The sequence below is a fragment of the Ethanoligenens sp. genome (assembly GCF_047718355.1).
Classification (GTDB): Bacteria; Bacillota; Clostridia; order Oscillospirales; family Ethanoligenentaceae; genus Ethanoligenens.
Genome location: NZ_JBDNLG010000059.1, coordinates 1 through 18,841 on the forward strand (window position 1 = coordinate 1; position 18,841 = coordinate 18,841).

18 protein-coding genes, 1 tRNA gene and 1 other RNA gene are annotated in these 18,841 nt (G+C 48.9%); 7 read left to right on the forward strand and 13 right to left on the reverse strand.

Annotated elements, in window-relative coordinates:
• The first annotated feature begins 390 nt into the window (after nt 1-390).
• Nucleotides 391-723: a hypothetical protein gene (locus ABF463_RS09605; protein ID WP_415533401.1), complete on the forward strand. Its 333-nt coding sequence runs from the start codon at nt 391-393 to the stop codon at nt 721-723.
• Between the two features lie 95 nt (nt 724-818).
• Here the strand turns inward: ABF463_RS09605 and ABF463_RS09610 are convergent, their stop codons facing one another.
• On the reverse strand, nt 819-1,661 hold the full coding sequence (locus tag ABF463_RS09610; protein WP_415533402.1) for an Mrp/NBP35 family ATP-binding protein: 843 nt from the start codon (nt 1,659-1,661) through the stop codon (nt 819-821).
• A gap of 328 nt (nt 1,662-1,989) precedes the next feature.
• On the opposite strand from ABF463_RS09610, the gene ABF463_RS09615 reads away from it, so the two are divergent.
• Complete coding sequence (locus tag ABF463_RS09615; RefSeq protein WP_415533404.1) at nt 1,990-3,096, forward strand: DUF362 domain-containing protein; 1,107 nt, start codon at nt 1,990-1,992, stop codon at nt 3,094-3,096.
• Between the two features lie 140 nt (nt 3,097-3,236).
• Here the strand turns inward: ABF463_RS09615 and ABF463_RS09620 are convergent, their stop codons facing one another.
• The 6 genes from ABF463_RS09620 to ABF463_RS09645 all read right to left on the reverse strand — a co-directional run bounded on the left by ABF463_RS09620 (nt 3,237) and on the right by ABF463_RS09645 (nt 8,571).
• Nucleotides 3,237-6,488 carry an EAL domain-containing protein gene (locus ABF463_RS09620; protein ID WP_415533419.1) on the reverse strand — a complete coding sequence of 1,084 codons (3,252 nt, stop codon included), beginning with the start codon at nt 6,486-6,488 and terminating at the stop codon, nt 3,237-3,239.
• Nucleotides 6,489-6,872: 384 nt separating this feature from the next.
• Nucleotides 6,873-6,950, reverse strand: a tRNA-Pro gene (locus ABF463_RS09625).
• Between the two features lie 133 nt (nt 6,951-7,083).
• Complete coding sequence (locus tag ABF463_RS09630) at nt 7,084-7,488, reverse strand: TSUP family transporter (protein WP_415533405.1); 405 nt, start codon at nt 7,486-7,488, stop codon at nt 7,084-7,086.
• Complete coding sequence (locus ABF463_RS09635; RefSeq protein WP_415533406.1) at nt 7,485-7,841, reverse strand: TSUP family transporter; 357 nt, start codon at nt 7,839-7,841, stop codon at nt 7,485-7,487. Before ABF463_RS09635 ends, ABF463_RS09630 begins: the two co-directional genes overlap by 4 nt.
• Nucleotides 7,842-7,984: 143 nt before the next feature.
• Nucleotides 7,985-8,175, reverse strand: a non-coding RNA gene (gene ssrS / locus ABF463_RS09640) — 6S RNA.
• Nucleotides 8,176-8,250: 75 nt separating this feature from the next.
• Entirely contained in the window at nt 8,251-8,571 is a 321-nt protein-coding gene (locus tag ABF463_RS09645; protein ID WP_415533407.1) for a DUF1292 domain-containing protein, read from the reverse strand.
• Nucleotides 8,572-8,918: 347 nt separating this feature from the next.
• Between ABF463_RS09645 and ABF463_RS09650 the strand changes: the two genes are divergently transcribed.
• On the forward strand, nt 8,919-9,818 hold the full coding sequence (locus ABF463_RS09650; protein ID WP_415533408.1) for an SDR family oxidoreductase: 900 nt from the start codon (nt 8,919-8,921) through the stop codon (nt 9,816-9,818).
• A gap of 6 nt (nt 9,819-9,824) precedes the next feature.
• Here the strand turns inward: ABF463_RS09650 and ABF463_RS09655 are convergent, their stop codons facing one another.
• From ABF463_RS09655 to ABF463_RS09680, 6 genes are all read right to left on the reverse strand, one after another.
• A complete protein-coding gene (locus ABF463_RS09655) occupies nt 9,825-10,901 on the reverse strand; it encodes an EpsG family protein (RefSeq protein WP_415533409.1) in 1,077 nt (358 codons plus the stop codon).
• A 9-nt stretch (nt 10,902-10,910) separates the two neighbouring features.
• Nucleotides 10,911-12,038 (reverse strand): glycosyltransferase, encoded by a 1,128-nt coding sequence (locus ABF463_RS09660; protein WP_415533410.1) that lies wholly within the window; start codon nt 12,036-12,038, stop codon nt 10,911-10,913.
• Nucleotides 12,035-12,913, reverse strand: a complete 879-nt coding sequence (locus tag ABF463_RS09665) for a glycosyltransferase (protein ID WP_415533411.1) — start codon at nt 12,911-12,913, stop codon at nt 12,035-12,037. The genes ABF463_RS09660 and ABF463_RS09665 overlap by 4 nt, the downstream gene beginning before the upstream one ends.
• Before the next feature lie 63 nt (nt 12,914-12,976).
• A complete protein-coding gene (locus ABF463_RS09670; protein ID WP_415533412.1) occupies nt 12,977-13,609 on the reverse strand; it encodes a tyrosine-protein kinase family protein in 633 nt (210 codons plus the stop codon).
• A gap of 46 nt (nt 13,610-13,655) precedes the next feature.
• Nucleotides 13,656-14,360, reverse strand: coding sequence for a YveK family protein (locus ABF463_RS09675; protein WP_415533413.1), 705 nt, complete (start codon nt 14,358-14,360; stop codon nt 13,656-13,658).
• A 47-nt stretch (nt 14,361-14,407) separates the two neighbouring features.
• Nucleotides 14,408-15,070 (reverse strand): sugar transferase, encoded by a 663-nt coding sequence (locus ABF463_RS09680; protein ID WP_415533414.1) that lies wholly within the window; start codon nt 15,068-15,070, stop codon nt 14,408-14,410.
• Between the two features lie 406 nt (nt 15,071-15,476).
• Between ABF463_RS09680 and ABF463_RS09685 the strand changes: the two genes are divergently transcribed.
• The 4 genes from ABF463_RS09685 to feoB all read left to right on the forward strand — a co-directional run.
• Nucleotides 15,477-16,511, forward strand: coding sequence for an LCP family protein (locus ABF463_RS09685; protein WP_415533415.1), 1,035 nt, complete (start codon nt 15,477-15,479; stop codon nt 16,509-16,511).
• Nucleotides 16,512-16,862: 351 nt separating this feature from the next.
• Nucleotides 16,863-17,156 carry a FeoA family protein gene (locus ABF463_RS09690; RefSeq protein WP_415533416.1) on the forward strand — a complete coding sequence of 98 codons (294 nt, stop codon included), beginning with the start codon at nt 16,863-16,865 and terminating at the stop codon, nt 17,154-17,156.
• A gap of 62 nt (nt 17,157-17,218) precedes the next feature.
• Entirely contained in the window at nt 17,219-17,440 is a 222-nt protein-coding gene (locus tag ABF463_RS09695) for a FeoA family protein (protein WP_415533417.1), read from the forward strand.
• A 65-nt stretch (nt 17,441-17,505) separates the two neighbouring features.
• The coding region (gene feoB / locus ABF463_RS09700; protein ID WP_415533418.1) for a ferrous iron transport protein B at nt 17,506-18,841 on the forward strand (1,336 nt) is incomplete at its 3' end.

Here is an 18,841-nt window from a genome sequence, read left to right on the forward strand (position 1 = left end):
TTCATAACCAAATTATATGATATATATAGTTTTTCATTTTCCTTTTCTCTTTATATTTTCATTTTTTATTATTTTATCCCGGTCCTTACCGGGATTTTTTTCTTTGTTTATTCTTCATGAGCACTTCACATGTTGTTCACAAGCATACTGTATGATAAAAACATGCTTTATCATTCTTTCTCCTCTTTTCTATAAATTATCTTTCTTGATCTTTTCCCGGCTAATCGCCGGGAATTTTTTATCCACCGCACACCTGCACTACAGCATTTTTAAAATAATCACTCCTTTTTCACCAACATACACATATCACTTTAGAAATCGCTTTTTCTGCCGATAGTAAGTACAACACCTATTTTGAAATTAGGCTTTCAATCGAAAAGGGAGATTTTTATGGCAATATTGCCCATTTCCGACTATCCGGCTCCCGCCTCTGACAAATCGCAGGCGCAAGTACTGTCAGAGCGCAAAGGGGAACTTCATCAGCGATTACAAACTGTGCAGCAAAGCGGCCTGCCGCAGCAAGAGAAGGAGAATCTCTCCGCCTCTATCAGGGATCAAATTCGTGCTACAGATCAACAGCGCCAAAGCAAATTACGTGAGGCGGCACACAAGGAAAGACAGCAAGCTGCTACTGCCCGTAAAGCACAGGAAACACAAGCCTCCCGCCGAAAAAGTGACAAGAGCCAATCACAAGACAGCCGCAGACTGGATACGCAAGCTTGAGAATTCGCGCCTTTTTCATAAAGCATCTACGCAAAAAGAGTTTCCTGCCACATATGTGGCAGGAAACTCTTTTTGCATTATGTCAACACACAGACTCACTTTTTATCCAGTGCTTTTTCCAACATTCCACCGATGTTTGCAAGGGTCTGGGCCGTATCTGTGTCCAATTGTGTCCCATCCCCATGTGATAACGCAGCAACTTCAGGCAACATGGGCAAGCTTCCCAATAGCGGCAGATGCGTTTGGGCCAGCATCGCATGCAAAGGCGCTTCATCAAACAGGTGAATTTGCTTACCGCAATCCGGACAGCGAATATATGCCATATTCTCCACCACGCCAACCACATGGATGCCCATTTTCTGCGCCATGTGAATAGATTTTGCGACCACCATAGAGGCAACGTCATGCGGTGTGGAAACCACCACTGCGCCGGAAAGCGGCAGCGACTGCATCACTGTCAAAACGACATCCCCCGTACCCGGCGGCATGTCAATAAACAGATAGTCCAGTTCCCCCCAATACACATCGGTCCAGAACTGCTTGACTGCACCGGAAAGCATGGGACCTCGCCAAATAACCGGATCTTCCTCATTCGCAATAAAGAAGTTGAGGGAAACAACGGCAATGCCGTCTGCGCTTAAGATAGGCAAAATACCCATGCCGTTCTGCTGGCAGTGACTACCCGCAGGGATACCCACCAGCCGCGGAATACTTGGCCCCGTGATATCAGCATCCAATATCCCGACTTTTTTGCCCAAGCGCGCCATCTCACGCGCAAGCAATACCGACACGCTGGACTTGCCCACACCGCCCTTGCCGCTCATCACAGCGACCACGTGCTTGATATTGCTGAATTTATTCAGTTCCTCATACGGACAGCTCTCCTGTCCTTTGCTGCCACAATGTTCCGCTGAGGGGCAACTTTTGCATTCCGACATATTGACCTCTCTTTCGCCATGCGCATCAGCACAACATATGCGGCCGACGGATGGAGTAGATTCTGTTTATCTGCCACAGAAACAGGGGACCGGCAAATATTCCGGCCCGCCTTTGGGGCATCGTTATTATACTCCAATCCACAATAGAAAACAATTCAGGAATTCCGCATTGTCACATCCCTATCGGTTGACTTTTGCTTCGACTATGTTATCATGGAGTTTGTATAGACAACCTAGGCATTTCCTGACCATTGATCTGCCACAGCACCGACGCTGAATATGCTGTCGCAGAAACCAAACCAACTTCTATGTGCTGGAGGCATTACATATGGGAAAATCAAACGTTTATTTTACAGACATGCATGTGACCTTGCGGGAAAATTTGCAGCAAAAGCTTGCCCGGCTCATCAAAAAGGCAGGTATCGAAAAACTGGATTTTGAAAAAAAATACACAGCGATCAAGATGCATTTTGGCGAACCCGGCAATCTCGCTTTTCTGCGTCCGAATTTTGCAAAAACGGTTGCGGATGTCGTGAAAGAACAAGGCGGCAAACCGTTCTTGACTGACTGCAATACGCTGTACGTCGGCGGGCGCAAAAATGCACTGGATCACTTAGATTCCGCAGCTCTGAACGGCTTTTCCTATTTATCAACCGGATGCCAGATTTTGATTGGAGACGGTCTGAAGGGAACCGATGAGGTGCTGATCCCGGTCGAAAACGGTACCTATGTAAAAGAAGCAAAGATCGGGCACGCCATCATGGATGCGGATATCTTCATCTCACTGAGCCACTTTAAAGGACATGAGCTGACCGGATTCGGCGGCGCAATCAAAAATATCGGTATGGGATGCGGCTCCCGCGCAGGCAAGATGGAAATGCACAGCAGCGGCAAACCAGGCGTGAACAAGGCTAAATGTGTGGGGTGTGGCAGCTGCCAAAAAAGCTGTGCCCACAGCGCCATTACCATCACCAACCGAAAAGCAGCTATTGACCATACCAAATGCGTAGGCTGCGGACGCTGCATCGGGGTCTGTCCCACTGACGCGGTGGAACCGGGTTCCAGCGAGTCCAACAACATCCTCAACTGCAAGATGGCCGAGTATACCTGGGCTGTCCTACACGGCCGCCCGCATTTCCACATTAGCCTTGTGGTCGACGTTTCTCCATTTTGCGACTGCCACGCCGAAAACGATATCCCCATCGTTCCGGACGTAGGGATGTTTGCGTCTTTTGACCCGATCGCGTTGGATGTCGCCTGTGCGGACGCAGTCAACCGCCAGCCTACGGTCACCGGAAGCCTTCTTGAAAAGCAAGGGCATGAACACCATGACCATTTTACCGACGTCAGCCCTGATACCAACTGGAAATCCGCCATTGACCACGCGGTGGCTTTAGGGATTGGCAATAAAGAATATGAACTGATTACGATTTAAAGATAGCCACTCCATTGACAATCCATTGGACGCTTTGGATTGGTAAGCTCTCGCAGATCGACTTAAAAGCGCTGCAATTATACGTCACATCAAAAGGACCCGGACACGCCGCAGGCGTTGTTCCGGGTCCTTTTGATGTGTCAATCAGGGCATTGCAGGAGTGGATTTGCATGCTCCCGCAGTTCTTTTTCAAAGGTATAGATTGGAATCGGGCATGAGAACAGATATCCTTGCACAAGGTCACAGTCCACGCTGCACAGGAATTCCGCCTGCCACTCAAACTCAACCCCTTCGGACACCACACACAAATCGAGTTGCTTTGCCAAGCGAACTATGTTTTCAATGATGATTGTTTCCTTGGGTGTCGGCTCTTTTTCCTGAAAAAAGTTTCGATCTAATTTTAAAATATCAAACGGCAGACTTTTCAGGGAATTCAGTGAAGAATACCCCGCGCCAAAATCATCCATCGCCATTCGAAACCCATATCTCCGCAATTCCTGTGCAATCTTCAACACATTGCTGGTGCGGTTGATATAGGCGCTCTCCGTCAGCTCAATTTCCAAATAGGAAGGTGGAATCTCATATGTTTCCACAACATGCAGCACTCTGGAAACAAAATTTTTCGTGGCCAAATGAACACGTGAAAAATTGACGGCGATTGGTACAATGGGGAGAGCCTTGTCTATCCATCGCCGCAGCATCTGGCAGACCCTTTCCAGTACATAAAAATCCAGTTCCACGACAAAATAGTTTTTTTCGAACAAAGGAATAAATGCAGAGGGTTGAATAAACCCCCGTATCGGATGTTCCCAACGCACCAACGCTTCCGCTGCTGCAATCTTACGGTCGGTCAATCTATATTGGGGCTGTAGATAAACAATAAAATCATTTTTCTGGAGTGATGCACGCATGTATGATTCCATATCTTTTTCATACAGCGTTTTTTCATGCACCCGCTCATCATAAAACTGGATCATCCGCGTACGCGAATTTTTACTCAGTTTACGAGCGACATTAGCCCTATCAAACATGGTAGCGGGTGTATCCTCTTGCGATTGGATTTCGTAAACGCCTACCGCAACCTCGACACTGCTGGGCAAATGAAATCCTTTGATTTCTTCCAGAAACACTCGATCCCACAAATCCATACGTTCGCTCAATATTGTTCTATCTTCGCAATTTGCCAAAATGCAGAAGATATCAGCTGAAACACGTCCGATATGTTCTCCCGGTTCCAGGTGCCGCTGAATAACAGAAGTAAAGGCAATCAAGACCTGATCCGCCTGATCATGTCCAATCAAATCGTTGATCTCGGAAAAACGGTTGATATCACAGCTGATCAGCGCATACGGTTTATTGGGATTGCTCATGAGCGTTTTTACCAATACAGTATGAAATGCCTCATAAGCGTGAACGCCGGTTAGCGCGTCGATGTCAATCAGTTCCTGTGAGACGCGCAGCTTTTGAAGCAAAAGCAAGTGGTACTGTACCAGACTATGAACAATTTCCAAAATGCTCAATTCATAAAAAGTTAGATGGCCCTGCGGCAGATCGTTGTCCAGCATCAGGATGCTGGCTGGTTGCTGATGATAAAAAACCACATGTTGCAGCGAAGATAGCGGGGGGTTTTCAGCGGAAGCCATTCCTATTTTTTGCAAGGAATCACACTGAAACGTATAGCTCTGATCAAAATACTGGAGATAATTTTTCCAAAACACCTCTGTATGTATAAGAAAATGATTTGTGTCCGGCATATATTTCTCTTCATTCCAGTAATGCACATGATCGATTTTTTGCCCGTCCTCAGAAAATTCCAAGACGCATACCCGTTTGACTTTATAATACTGGCAGACAATGGAGAGCATCTTTTGCGTTGCATTTTTATCCATGCAATTTTTATTTAAAAACACGAGAAGGTTTTCCACTATCCGTTGATTTGAAACCGACAAAGCCAAAGGAGACGGGCCGGGCAGCATAGCGTGATCCGGTATGTGTGGTTCTTCCCGCCGCCCGTCAAATGCCTCATCCTGATAAAAGGAAAACCTGTCTTTTCCCTGCCCCTTCGCAATGTATAAGGCCCTGTCTGCTTTTGCAAACAGTTCATGATATGTCCGCCCATCTTGTGGGAACATCGCCATGCCGATACTGACTGATATCGCATAACGCTGTTGAGACAACAAAGAGATGCCGCGGAACAGGCTGCATAATTCTTGTGCCTTTTTTTCCGCCAAGGCACGCGTTTTGATATTTTTGATAAACACAACAAACTCATCGCCGCCAATGCGTCCGAAAATATCAGAAGTACGCAGAATTTGTTGAATTTCATGTGCAATATGAGTCAACGCCTTATCGCCATACAAATGGCCCAATGAGTCATTGATGTGTTTGAAATTGTCAACATCCAGTATAAACAGTGTACTCACATCATCACTGCGCACTTTTTGCAGATACCGGTCGACCAACTGTTCGGTCACCACTTTGTTAAAAATACCGGTCATTGGATCGCGCTGTAATTTTTGCGTCAAATATTCCCTTTCACGTTTTTGATGATCTATATTGGTGAATTTTCCAATGATTTTAAGCGGCTCCTGCTGTTTATCTCGCAAAAGTGCGCCATCCAAACGATACCAGGCATACTGTCCATCGGAAGAACCAATGCGCAATTCTATCTGTCTCTTGTTCTGCCCGGTTTCCAACTTATCAAAAAAATCGGCCAGTGCAGCCAGATCTTTTTGGTGTACCACGCTGTTTTGAACCACACTGTTGTAAAAACACGGGATTGATATATTGTTGCCATATAAATCGCTGATCGGCCGCGTACTCGTCATCGTTTTACTGGAAATATCATAGTCGAACAAGATATCATCGAACAATCTGGCAATGATCTGATAACGCCCCGACTCAAATTCTACCTGCTCGACCGACGTCCGAAACGCGGTGATATCCGTAAAAACACAGTGAAATGCCGACACTTTATGAGCCTCGTGGAGGAAAAATGTGTCCATATGGATCCATTTCACACAACCGTGTTTGTTTAGAATACGAAAATCCACATGCGCATGGGGATGATCGGCGTTTAATTGACGCGCCATTTCCAATATGGCAGGCATGTCCTCTTCATGAATGAGATGAACCGTCCGGTTATGAAATATATCACGAAACTCCTCTGCCGTATATCCGCTAATTTTAAAGAAAGCAGAGTTGGCACGCACCAGACTGAACTCCTCATTTTTTTGAATAATTGCAATCCCGCAATGAATACGTTCCACCAACATATTGTATTTAGAGTGCTTTATCCAGCTGTCATATACAGGGCTACACAAAACGTACAGAGCAAATAGGGCGATACCCATCAGAAATTCCAAGCGCAAAGAATTAAAATCCCCACGCATATGAACAAGACGTACAGCGGACTCAAGGACCAGAAAGCCATATATCGTCAGCAATAGTATATGGCGTCTTAAAAGTCTCACTTTTTTCAAACCGCTTCCCCCGATGCTGTATCCTGCGTGAAGGTCACGCCTCACCACCGCATTTTTCACTTCTTCTGCGGTTTCTCCTATTATAGCAGATTGATATAATAGATTAAACCAAGTCCCGCTGCTTTTTAATGCAAATAGGTTTCATCATATATCACAACCCTTTATCTGCTGATGAGATTGTGCAAAAATCCACAGTCCCCCATATCGTCCTGCCTTAAAGCATCCATTTCTTAGGGGTGTAAAGTATAACAAAAAGCCCGTAGGCAACACAATCATGCTGTCTACGGGCTTTTTTGGTCGGAGTGGTGAGACTCGAACTCACGGCCTCTTGGTCCCGAACCAAGCACTCATACCAAACTGAGCTACACCCCGATATTATTCCCACACCTTTTTTAAGGCGACTGTTATATTATAGTCAGAATCCATACCCCTGTCAAGAGTTCTTATATATTTTACACGTTTTTTCACAAAGGTCTGCTATAACTGCCGGACTTGTTCGCACACATCATGACTTACCTTGGGCTTTGTTTGCGGAAATTGGAGGGGACTCCTTATGCGGTGCAAAGACTTCCCATGCCCCAAGCGCAAGCAGCAGAGCTCCAAACAGCTTGCCCACCAGCCACGCGCCGATGTGGCTGGCAATCATACTGCCCACCGCCGCACCGCCAAGGCCGAGCAAAATGGCAGGCCATGCAATTTTAAAATCCACCAGCCGGTTACGGACATGAAAAATCAGCGCGAACAATCCGACCGGTATGAAAAATGCCAGATTGATTCCCTGCGCACGCAGCTGCCCTACGCCTGCAAACAAGGTCAAAAACAGTACCAACACACCGCCGCCGCCCAGCCCCAAGCCCCCGATAAAGCCTGAAAGGAATCCCGCCAGACAGCCAAGAAGCACCCCGCTCATCGTGTGAGCAGCCGAAAGGCCGCATAAAGCAAAAACGCGCCAAAGATACGGCGCAACAACTTGGCTGGAATCTTGGGTAACACAAGGGAAGCAACATATGCCCCACCAAGGCCGGCGGGAACATAAATCCACAAGTCGTTTAGAGAAAAATTCCCGTTTTTCAAGTACCAAACGGCACTAAGAACACATAACGGCACAATCACGGCAATAGAGGTCGCATGGGCCCGTTGCGGAGGCAAGCCGCATTTTTCGAGCATCGGCACCACCACCGTACCGCCACCGGCACCCAGCAGGCCATTAAGCACGCCCGCAATCAACCCTGCTGCACCGCCGGACAACTGCCTTTTGTTCATTTTGAGCCCTCTTTTCTCCAATTACTTTTATGAGTCCTTTGTCCATTTTTCCATAACAAGACGCCGGATATGCAAAAATACAGATAAAAATAACGCCGTCTGTAAAAACAGACGGCGCAACCGCACAAAACGGAATTTTTCAAAGAATCCCCGCCAGGCCGTGTTCCGGGCACATGATAACCTGCCGTTATTGCAGGTGGGCATCTCCCCGCAGATTCACGCTCCCTTCATCCGGAAAACCGGGAGGTCTGCAATCCCCTACGGGAGTAAGATTCCCTTTTCATATGCTTGTAGGGTTATAATAGCCAGAGAATCACGCGCACAGCAGGGCTTCTTTTATATTATACACAAATCACATGGGAATTACAAGGGTAATTCATGGTATTCTGTCTAAATAAACAAGTCCCTATTAGGGATTTTCCGGCTCTTCAGACACAACAATATCATAGTCTTCCCCAAGAATTTTCTCAAATTCTTCTGAAACCGCATCGAATTCGTCATCATCTTCCACAGCGGCCAGCATTTCCTCTCCGCTGTCCTCATCCTCGATGATTTTCAGGATAACCAGTTCCGCATCACTTTCCAGCAAATCTTCCGGTTTATCATACACAGGCATCAGTGCCACATAGGACGCACCAGCGTATTCGACCGTGGCCAGATGCTCAAATTCGTGCGCATTGCCCTCTTCATCCAAAAGCGAGATCAACTTTCCTTCGGGTTCTTCCGGCATGGGAAATCCCTCCTTACCACCGTCAACGGCGTGCAGACAGCTAAATAGCCATCCATCGAAACACACCCGGATTGCCGCGTGCAGTCCGGCGTGCACCTATTGTATCCCAAGCCGATCAAATAGTCAATGCCTGCTTTTTCCGTCGGACAGATGCCGCATCATGCCCGCCCAATCTTCCGGTATTATGCGATGCCATCCATCGTTTCGCATAAAAGATCGGAAAATTCACACACTACATAAAGTCCAATGATTCTGGTCATTAGTTCGAACTCTATATCGTTTGATCTGCTTACCATATAGCTGGCAAACAAGCCATTGTTTTTTAAACAGGAAAGGAAGTGCGTAGGATGTATCCCGGATATCAATATATCGGTCACGAAACCATCAGCGTCAACAAGCCGGTCACATTTGAGCCACAGCATCAAGGCGTGCAGCCGGGGCTTGAGACGCTCATGAATCCCAGACCCATCAGTGAAAATCCTGAGTATAAAGGCTCTGGAAAATTACAAGACCGTGTGGTGCTCATCTCAGGAGGCGACAGCGGCATCGGGCGGGCTGTCGCCATTGCCTGCGCGAAAGAAGGCGCGGATGTCGCCATCCTGTATTACTCGGAAGAGGATGATGCAAGTGAGACCAAAGCGCTGGTTGAAAACTGTGGACGGCAATGCCTGCCGTTGCGTGGGGATATCCAGCAGGACGCGTTCTGTGCCTATGCCGCCGAGGAAACCGTTCGTCACTTTTCCAAAATTGATGTTCTCATCAACAATGCGGGCGTTCAATACCCACAAAACAGCATTTTAGACATTACGGCCGACCAACTGCGACGCACTTTTGAAACCAACGTGTTCGCCATGTTCTATCTGACCAAAGCGGTACTGCCGGTTCTGAAATCCGGCGCGTCCATCATCAACACCGCGTCCATTACGGCCTACGCAGGCCATCAGGAGTTGCTGGATTATTCCGCAACCAAAGGCGCCATCGTTTCGTTCACGCGCTCGTTGTCCCTGTCACTATCCTCACTTGGCATTCGTGTCAATGCCGTTGCGCCCGGCGCGACCTGGACGCCGCTCATTCCAGCAAGTTTTGCGCCCGCCAAAATTAAGGCATTCGGCACCAACGCACCTATGAAGCGCGCAGCCCAACCATTTGAGCTTGCGCCTGCATACATTTACCTCGCCAGTGATGATTCCTGCTTTATGTCCGGGCAGGTTCTGCATGTCAACGGCGGCATCATCGTCGGCTCCTGACGTCTGTCATTGCCGAGAAAAGAAAAAAGCATACGGCATCACATGATACCATGCGCCCCGAAGCCACAGAACCACCGCCTCATACGCAAAAGAACCTGCGACTGCCACCCAAATTCCCAATAGGCGGGCATGTTTATCCCGGATATCCGACAGGACATTGGGAAGCAGAATGATTATAAAAATGGCAAAATAATCGACCGCACGATCATATACAGTGGCCTGTATCTCCAACAGTGTGAGCAAGAAGGCCAGACAGCCGCAAAGCAACTCCGTATTGGGCCTATGTTCTATGGAAAGCCGCCGGTCATAGCCACAGGCCCATGAAAGCAACAGCACTGCACCAAAGAGTGCCAGTTTTACAAAGGAAAACAGATGCAGTCCGGTATGATAACTACCAAACCGATAGAGCGCGTATCTGGGAAAAACAGACCCAATTACGTCAATAATTCCATCAGCGGCAAGAAAAGCACCCATTCCGGCGGCCGCAAGCAACAGGATACTACGGCGCGTAAATCGGACGGTATACAGTAGCGGCACCAGAAGAAAAAGCAGCGCCGTTGCGTGAAAACTGGCAGCCGCAAGCACAACAAGGCAAAAAAGCAGACGGCTTTTTTGCAACAGCGGCAGCCCGCAGAGTAAAATGGCGAGCGCCAGGTACTGTCGGATCGCCGTCATGGACATCGCATAAAACAGCAGGCTGGCAAACAGGCAGACACTCAGCCATACCATTTTAGAATAGCGGGATATGAGCAAAGCAATCGGCAGCAAAATGCACCCGGACGTCACCGCGGTAAACCACACGCTGTTGACCGAGACCGCACCGAGACATTTGGAAAAAAGAAGATAGCCCCATTCAAAACGCGACGTTTGTACAACAATCGCCAACGGTTTCGTCGCCTGTCGGAACTGTTCCAAATAAGTGGGAAAATCTGTTCCGACCGACGGCGCGCGCAATGCCGCAAGCAAATACAGCAGCAAAAAAGAGCCCGTCAAATACCATGCGTTTTTCGTACGGGAGGCGCCGTCCGCAAAAAGCACCATTCCTATCGCAGTCAAAGCCGCCGACACTCCAAAATAGACCATACCCATCCCCTACCTGTCGCAATTTGACCGAAAAAGCAGGTCTGTTCGCCACAGACCTGCTTGATAAAACCGCGAAAGCCGTGCAGCGGCAACCGATACGTCGCACCCTCTGGCTGACAGATCTGGAGCGGGCAAGCGCCCCCGTACCGCAAGAATCTGTTCCGCCCAACTCTCCACAGAATCGTATAGCGGCAGCACCGTTACTCCCGGCAAAAGCTGTGCGGTGTGCGGCAACGCGTCCGATACGACACATGGCAGCCCGGCAGCCAACGCTTCCAGCAGCGCAGCACCGAACCCCTCAAACATTGATGGGAAAACGAACACATCCATCGCCTGCAAAAAGGGGGCTATTCTTCGCCGTGTGCCCACAAAACGCACGGCATCACCCAGTCCCTTTTCGCGGCACGCCTTCTCCACATACGCGCGCTGCGGCCCGTCTCCCACAAGCAGAAGAACACTCTCTGGGTAAAGCCGATGCAGACACGAAAAAACATCCAGCAAAAACAAGTGGTTTTTTTCTGGTGTGAACCGTCCCACATGACCGATGACCAATTGTTCCCGGCATCCCAATATCTCGCGTGTTTGTGCCCGCACATCGGTACAAAATGCCAAACGCCCGGTATCGACCGCCGGCGGAATGATTTCTGCCTTCTCTCTCTTGCCAAATAGGAAATCGGCCGCTTCATCGGAACAGGCCATGTAGGCGTTGGCGGCGTGCCGACCCATATGCGTGCCGACTGCATTGCGCAGAGCCTTACCCCAGCCACCAGCAGACCACGCGGTACTGTGGCTGTGCAAAATACGCAGGGGCACACCCGCACATTTCGCCGCAGAGAAAAACGGCCCGCATAAAGCAGGCACATGACAATGTGCTACTGTATATCCCGGCTGTCTGGCAAAAACATCGGACAGTTCCCTTACATATTTAAAAAGATGCCGCGCCGACGGGGGGGACATCCGCAGCACCTGCCCCCCCAGTGCGCAGAAATCAGGCTCGTAGTCTAAACTGCCGCGCGAAAATGTCAGCAGATCAAATGTGAACCGTGTCCTGTCCATTTTTTGATAAAACGCAAGCAAAGAAGCCGGCACACCGTCGCCCACAGCAGATGTACCCGTCAAATGCAGCACCCGGATCACGAGAAACACCTTTTGACGTTACGACGCAGTGTGTGCAGATAGAGCCATTCACGCACAGCTTCAGGCGCCATCCTGGCCATTCCTCTCACCAACAGGGATACGGCATATCCCCTCGCCCCAATATACCCCGAATGCCGCAGCTGCCTAAAGAAAGCCGCTTCTGCTTTTAGATAGGCATGACCTCCCCTTCGTTTGGATTGTTGTTCAAACGCCCTTACATACATCAGATTCTCCTGAATATTATATCCTTTTGCGCCCTCGCTCAGCAGACGTATCCACAAATCATAATCTTCAAAAAAAGAAAATATCCTGTAGTTTCCTGCTCGCAAGACCGCATCTTTCCTGACAAGTACAGTCATGTGGCAGAAAGGATTCCGCCAATGTGCAAACGCATGGATTTCATCCGGCCATTCAGGCACACAACGGCAAACCATTCCCTCCTGTCGCTGCTCCAGTATGTTGCACCCCACAATGTCATAGTCGGGATGATCAAATAAAACCTGCAACTGTTTTTCAAACCGGAACGGCATACAGATATCATCGGCATCCATCCGCGCAATCAGCGGACATCTACAGGCCAGCACGCCCTGCCGCAGCATCTCTCCCAGCCCCGCGCCGCCGGGGAGTTTACACACGCGCAGTAAGCCATTGGAAAACATCGTGTGTTTGTCTACCACTTGGCGAAGCCCGTCAGAAAGCGCCCCATCCTCTAACAAAAGAATTTCTGTGGGCATCACTGTCTGGCAAAGCAAGCTATGCAAGCAAGCATCCAGCCACTCGGGCCGTTCTTTGCTGCACACCGGCAGGAGTACGGAAAATGGCATCTGCTGCAACGGTGTTTCCTTTACAGCGGTGCCTGTTGTCTGATTCGTCAAATTTCGACATTTTTTGCACACCATGGCGCCCTACCTATGTCTTTTGTCTCATCACTTATGTATCTATCGAAACGCGTATTCGCAGTCGTTCAGCACACTGCCAACCAATCGCACACCCATCTGCTTGAGACTGTCACACGCCGTTTGGACACTTTCCGCTGGCGTTATGCTTTGGCGGAGCACCAGCACCGTACCGTCCGTCATTTTCCCCAATGCACAGGCATCTCCGAAGCGGCAGACAGCCGGTGTATCCAGCAGCACCCAATCATATGCCTCTGCCAGACGATGCAATATCTCCGCCATTTGAGGGGAATCAAGCAGTACCATTGGATGTCTGCGCACCACTCCTGCGAGTAAAACATCGAATTCCAAATCCGAAACAACGATGCCGCGTTCAAAATCAGTGCCCTTTTCTTCCAGTACGGCAGCCAGCCCATTCAAAGGTTCTTGCTGTAATCGCAGGTGCTCCGCCAACACGGGACTTCGTAAATTTGCTTCCAAAAGCAGCACGCGCGCGCCCTTCTGTGCCAGTGCAACGGCAAGATTGACCGCAACGGTGGTCTTGCCTTCCCCGGGCAGTGCGCTGGTCACTACAATGCGGCGTGGCCGCTGCGGGTAAAGCGCCGACAACTGCATACAAAGTGCCCAGCAGGCCTCCTCAAATGCCGGAGGCGCATTACACGCCAGAATCGGCATTGGGCCACGCCTTTGTAAAAAAAGCATTGGCATCTTTCCCATCCCCTCACGAATCTTTTACGACGGCATGTGGCAGCACGCCCAGCACCGGAAGATCTGTGTGTTTCGCCACTTCCCGTGCCGTATGATATCCCTTATGCCAATATTCCAGAAAAAGTGCCAAAAAGATTGCAATTCCCCACCCAATAGCATAACAGACGCCGCCAACAGCCCATAAATCCGGGGCCACTGGCGTTTCGTCTGCCGTGGGATCAGCAACCGGCTGAATGCTGCCCAAATATGCCATATCAGAGATGGCTTTCGGGCCAACCCGTGCAATTTCCCGCACCACCCGCATGGCCATTTCCGGCGTGTCTGCATCAGCAGATATCAATAAAACCCCCGTCTGCTGTATACATTTCACGGAAATATGGGATGCCAATTCCGTATCTGAAACAGACAGACGAAGGTTTGCCTTCACTTTGTCCAATATTCTATTGCTTTTTAACACTGCCGCATCGGTTGCGGAAAGCTGTGCAGCCGCCATCAACCGGTCATATGTAACCGTCGTATCGGAAGCGGCGGCCGGAGTAACAAGCAGTTGCACTTCCGCCCGATAGGATACCGGCACAATACTATGCACGGCCACAACACCCAAAAACGCACAAAAAAATGGAAAGAGTAACAGCAAAAACAGATAACGGTGCAAGCCAATCAAAACATCCCGTAAACACAGGCGTTCAATGGCTCTGTCTACCCCCGTATCTTCCATCGACTGCCTTTCCCCTTTTATATCTGTCTATAGTTGCTCATCTCGCGTCAGCGCGCGCCAAGTCCTTTAAAAACGACTGTCACTGTTTTTAATAAAATCAGGCAGTCCGTCAGCAATGAGAGGCACCGGATATAAGATTTATCGAGGCGGCACTTGTCCTTTGGCCCGATATCATACCCACCGTTCACCTGCGCCCAACCGGTCAACCCGGGTTTTACAGCCAGGCGGTCACGAAATTCCGGAATATCCCGTTCAAACTGCGCGTAAAAATAAGCGCGTTCCGGTCGCGGTCCCACCATGGACATATCCCCACGCAGGATATTCACTAGCTGCGGCAGTTCATCCACATGATATTTGCGTAGAAACCGTCCAAAACGGGTGATCCTGCCATCATTCTTTTTGGCCCAAGCCGGCCCGCTCGCCTCCGCGTCTATCCGCATGGAACGGAACTTATAGATAACAAAGGTCTTGCCACCCAATCCCAGTCGTTCCTGCTTAAAAATGACCGGTCCTTTGGATTCCAGCCGCACCCCGACAGCCGCCCCCAACATCAGTGGGCTGAACAGCACACAGCCAATCAAAGCCGTGAATAAGTCGAACAGGCGTTTGCCTATGCGGAGATACCAGTCGGAAGTACTGCTCTCTTCCCTCGCTGCATATGCCAGTGCGGAAACCGTATTCCCCGCGCGGTCAAAATGATCAATCACCATAACACTTCCAGTATCTGTTCAATTCATGGAAAGCCGAACCGTATCGCCGCGGCATTCCAAACCAATCCCATTTACGCGCTTTATTATAGTATGAGCCATTCGCAAATGCAATACGCCATTTGTAAACTTTTTTCATACCATTCTCTGAAACCGCACACAGTATTACAGGCAGATTGCTCCAAACACTATACCATAAAGAAGCGATAATTGCAATGCGACAAACTGATATTTTCTATATTTTACCTTTTGGGGAATGCTGCGTTTTCTGTTGCATTATGCGCACTCTGTATTTACAGGGCCTGATCATATGACCTTGAAAAAAAAGCAAAATAAAGCTATAATAGTGCGTATTGCAACGGATGGTTTGCAGATAGGGTGTTGTTGTCATAAAAAGGAGGACGATCATTTGTCAGGTACACGGGCTAAGAAAAGATTTCATTGGTGGTTCATCCCAATCGCCGTCGTCGTCGTACTTGCGATTTCCATATCCGCAATTTACGCATATACGTCCTCTCGCATTCATAAGAACATAAAGTATGTAAGAAACTGGAGTCAGGTGACCAGCACCGCACAAGACAACACCTCCAGCGCCCAGCAGGGGCTTGACCAAATTGACGCCGGTAATTTTCCAGGCGGCAACTCAAAAGATTATCCCATCATTCAAGTCAAACAAAAAGATCCAAACATTGAAAACATTCTCCTGGTGGGAATAGACGCTACCCAGGGAAACGGCGGCGAAGGCAGCTATGGTGCCAACCGCGCGGACAGCATCATGGTCTTGAGCGTCAATAAAAAGACAAACACATTAAAGATTGCTTCTCTCTTACGCGACACAAAGACATACTTCCCCAATACGCAAAGCAACCATAAGCTGAATGCCGCTTTCTCCTATGGAGGCATCGGCCTGCAGATCGACGTCGTCAATTACGCATATAAATTGGATATTCAGAAATATATGGAATTTGATTTTGACGGTTTCTCACATATCATCGACACCGTAGGCGGAGTACCTATTACCCTTACGGCCAAAGAGGCAAGCTACTCCTACATCAATGTCGGCACGCAGGCGGGAACCTATACGCTCGATGGCGCTCACGCATTAGGATATACGCGCACACGCAAAATCGACACGGATTTTATGCGCACACAGCGTCAGCGCAATGTAATGATGGCTATTTATAATAAGTTTAAATCAGCCGATATGCTCACAAAAATATCTGTTTTGAACCAATGCACCGGATATTTCAAAACAAACATCCCAACCACAGAATTGACCGGTACGCTTATGTCATTTGAAAGTGGCCTGAGCAACATCCAGCAAATTTCCATCCCTACGGAAGACGATGGCATGTATACGACGGAGACCAGTCCCATCTGGTTCTGGGATCTAAATTGGCCCGCAGAAGTGGGGAAACTACAGAGTTATATTTACGGAAGCTAACTTTTCCACTCCTATCATTTCTTCCTATAGCCAGAAAGGGCAAAATGCTCTTTCTGGCTTTTTTATATACACAAATGGAGACTGGTTCACATGGTTTTTTGGCGTTATACATAAACTTCCCCAAAGTCATTGACAAAAGTGCTTGTGCAAGATAAAATGTTAGATAGAGCAAACGCTAATAGTGATTCTCATTATGCTCACGCAGTCACTTCATTGGGCAGATGTGTTACACCATCCGACGTTCATCCGTTGCAAAGCAAAGGATTCATTTGATCCCTACTCGCAACGCGCTCCTCGCACAGCAGTGCAGTTTGAATGTTTACCTTTGGTTCATAAAGGAGTGTATATATTATGAAAAAAGAAAACCCCATCGTATTACCGAATCAAAATCTGTCGGTTTGCAAACCGCGCAATCCCGCGGCACAACGCAGCATTCCGCTGAGCATGGTACGCGTAGGGCAGAACGTCACTGTCCAATCTATTTCCGGCAAAGACGATACCCGGCGTTTCCTTTGCAACCTTGGTTTTGTGGAAGATGCCGTGGTGTCCGTTGTGTCAGAGATGAACGGCAATGTGATCGTCAGTATCAAGGGTACGCGGCTTGCCATTAGCCGTACGATGGCGAACCGCGTTCTCACAGCCTGAGAAGAACACTCTGCATCCTGAATACGGGAATAATGCCAGATGAAGATATGGGGGGAATCAATATGAGAACACTGAAAGAGGTTCAGCCTGGTGAAACGGTCTCCGTGGCCAAACTGAACGGCACCGGGGCGCTCAGACGGCGCATCATGGACATGGGTATTACACGCGGGACGAAGTTGTTCGTTCGAAAAGTAGCACCTCTGGGGGATCCCATCGAGATTACGGTTAGGGGCTATGAACTGTCCATCCGCAAAGACGAAGCACAAAACATCGACGTTGCGTGAGCGCGTCCTGTTTTTTTGGTGCAAATGTTATATTACTCTAATTTTTGAGGAGGATCTATAGGGGAATGGAAATCAAAATCGCGCTTGTCGGTAACCCAAACTGCGGTAAAACAACCATGTTCAACGACTTGACCGGCAGCAGTCAATATGTAGGAAACTGGCCAGGCGTTACTGTGGAAAAGAAAGAAGGAAGGCTGAGGGGACAGAAAGGCGTTGTCATTACTGACCTGCCCGGCATTTACTCCCTTTCCCCATACACGCTTGAAGAAGTCGTCAGCCGGAACTATCTGATGAACGAGCGTCCCGCCGCCATTATCAATCTGGTGGATGCCACCAACCTGGAACGCAACCTGTACCTTACCACGCAGGTCGTGGAACTGGGCATTCCGGTTGTCATCGCACTAAACATGATGGATATCGTCAAGAAATCCGGTGACAAGATCGATACGCAGAAATTAGGTGAGGCTCTCGGCTGCGCGGTGGTAGAAACCTCGGCACTAAAAGGAACCGGCTCACTCGACGCCGCACGTAAGGCAATTGAGCTCGCTAAAACCAAAGCCGTCACAGTTCCCCGCCACACATACAACAAAGCAGCGGAGCAAGCGCTAAGCACCATTGCAGAGCTTGTTAAAAATATAGTAGATCCTCAGCTTTCCCGCTGGTATGCCATCAAGCTGTTTGAACGGGATGAAAAAGTTCTCGAAGCCTTGCAGCTGCCGCAGGAACTCCACAACCAGATTGAGGCCATTATCCAAACTGTCGAGGAAAAAGAAGGCGACGACAGCGAAACCATCATCACAAACGAGCGGTACGAATATATCTCCAAACTAATGGACAAACATCTGCGCAAAAGTGATAAAAGCTACAACATCTCCGATAAAATTGACCGCGTGGTCACCAACCGCATCTGGGCATTGCCAATTTTCGCCGGTATTATATTTGCCATCTACTTTATAGCGGTCAGCTCTGTGGGCAAAATCGCCACCGACTTCATGAATGATACCCTTTTCGGGGATTGGATCACCAACGGAGCCACCGCCGGTTTAAAAGCTATCGGCGCTGCCGACTGGCTGCAAGGACTCATCCTGAACGGCATCATCGGCGGCGTTGGCACCGTGCTTGGCTTCGTCCCGCAGATGCTCATCGTGTTCTTCTTCCTTTCATTCCTCGAAGACTGCGGATATATGGCGCGCATTGCGTTCATTATGGACCGCATCTTCCGTCGGTTTGGCTTGTCCGGCAAATCCTTTATTCCCATTCTCATCAGCAGCGGCTGCGGCGTCCCCGGCATCATGGGAACGCGGACGATTGAGAGCGAAAAAGATCGTCGTATGACCATCATGGTCACTACATTTATGCATTGCAGTGAAAAGTTGACTATTATCAGTATGATGGTTGCCG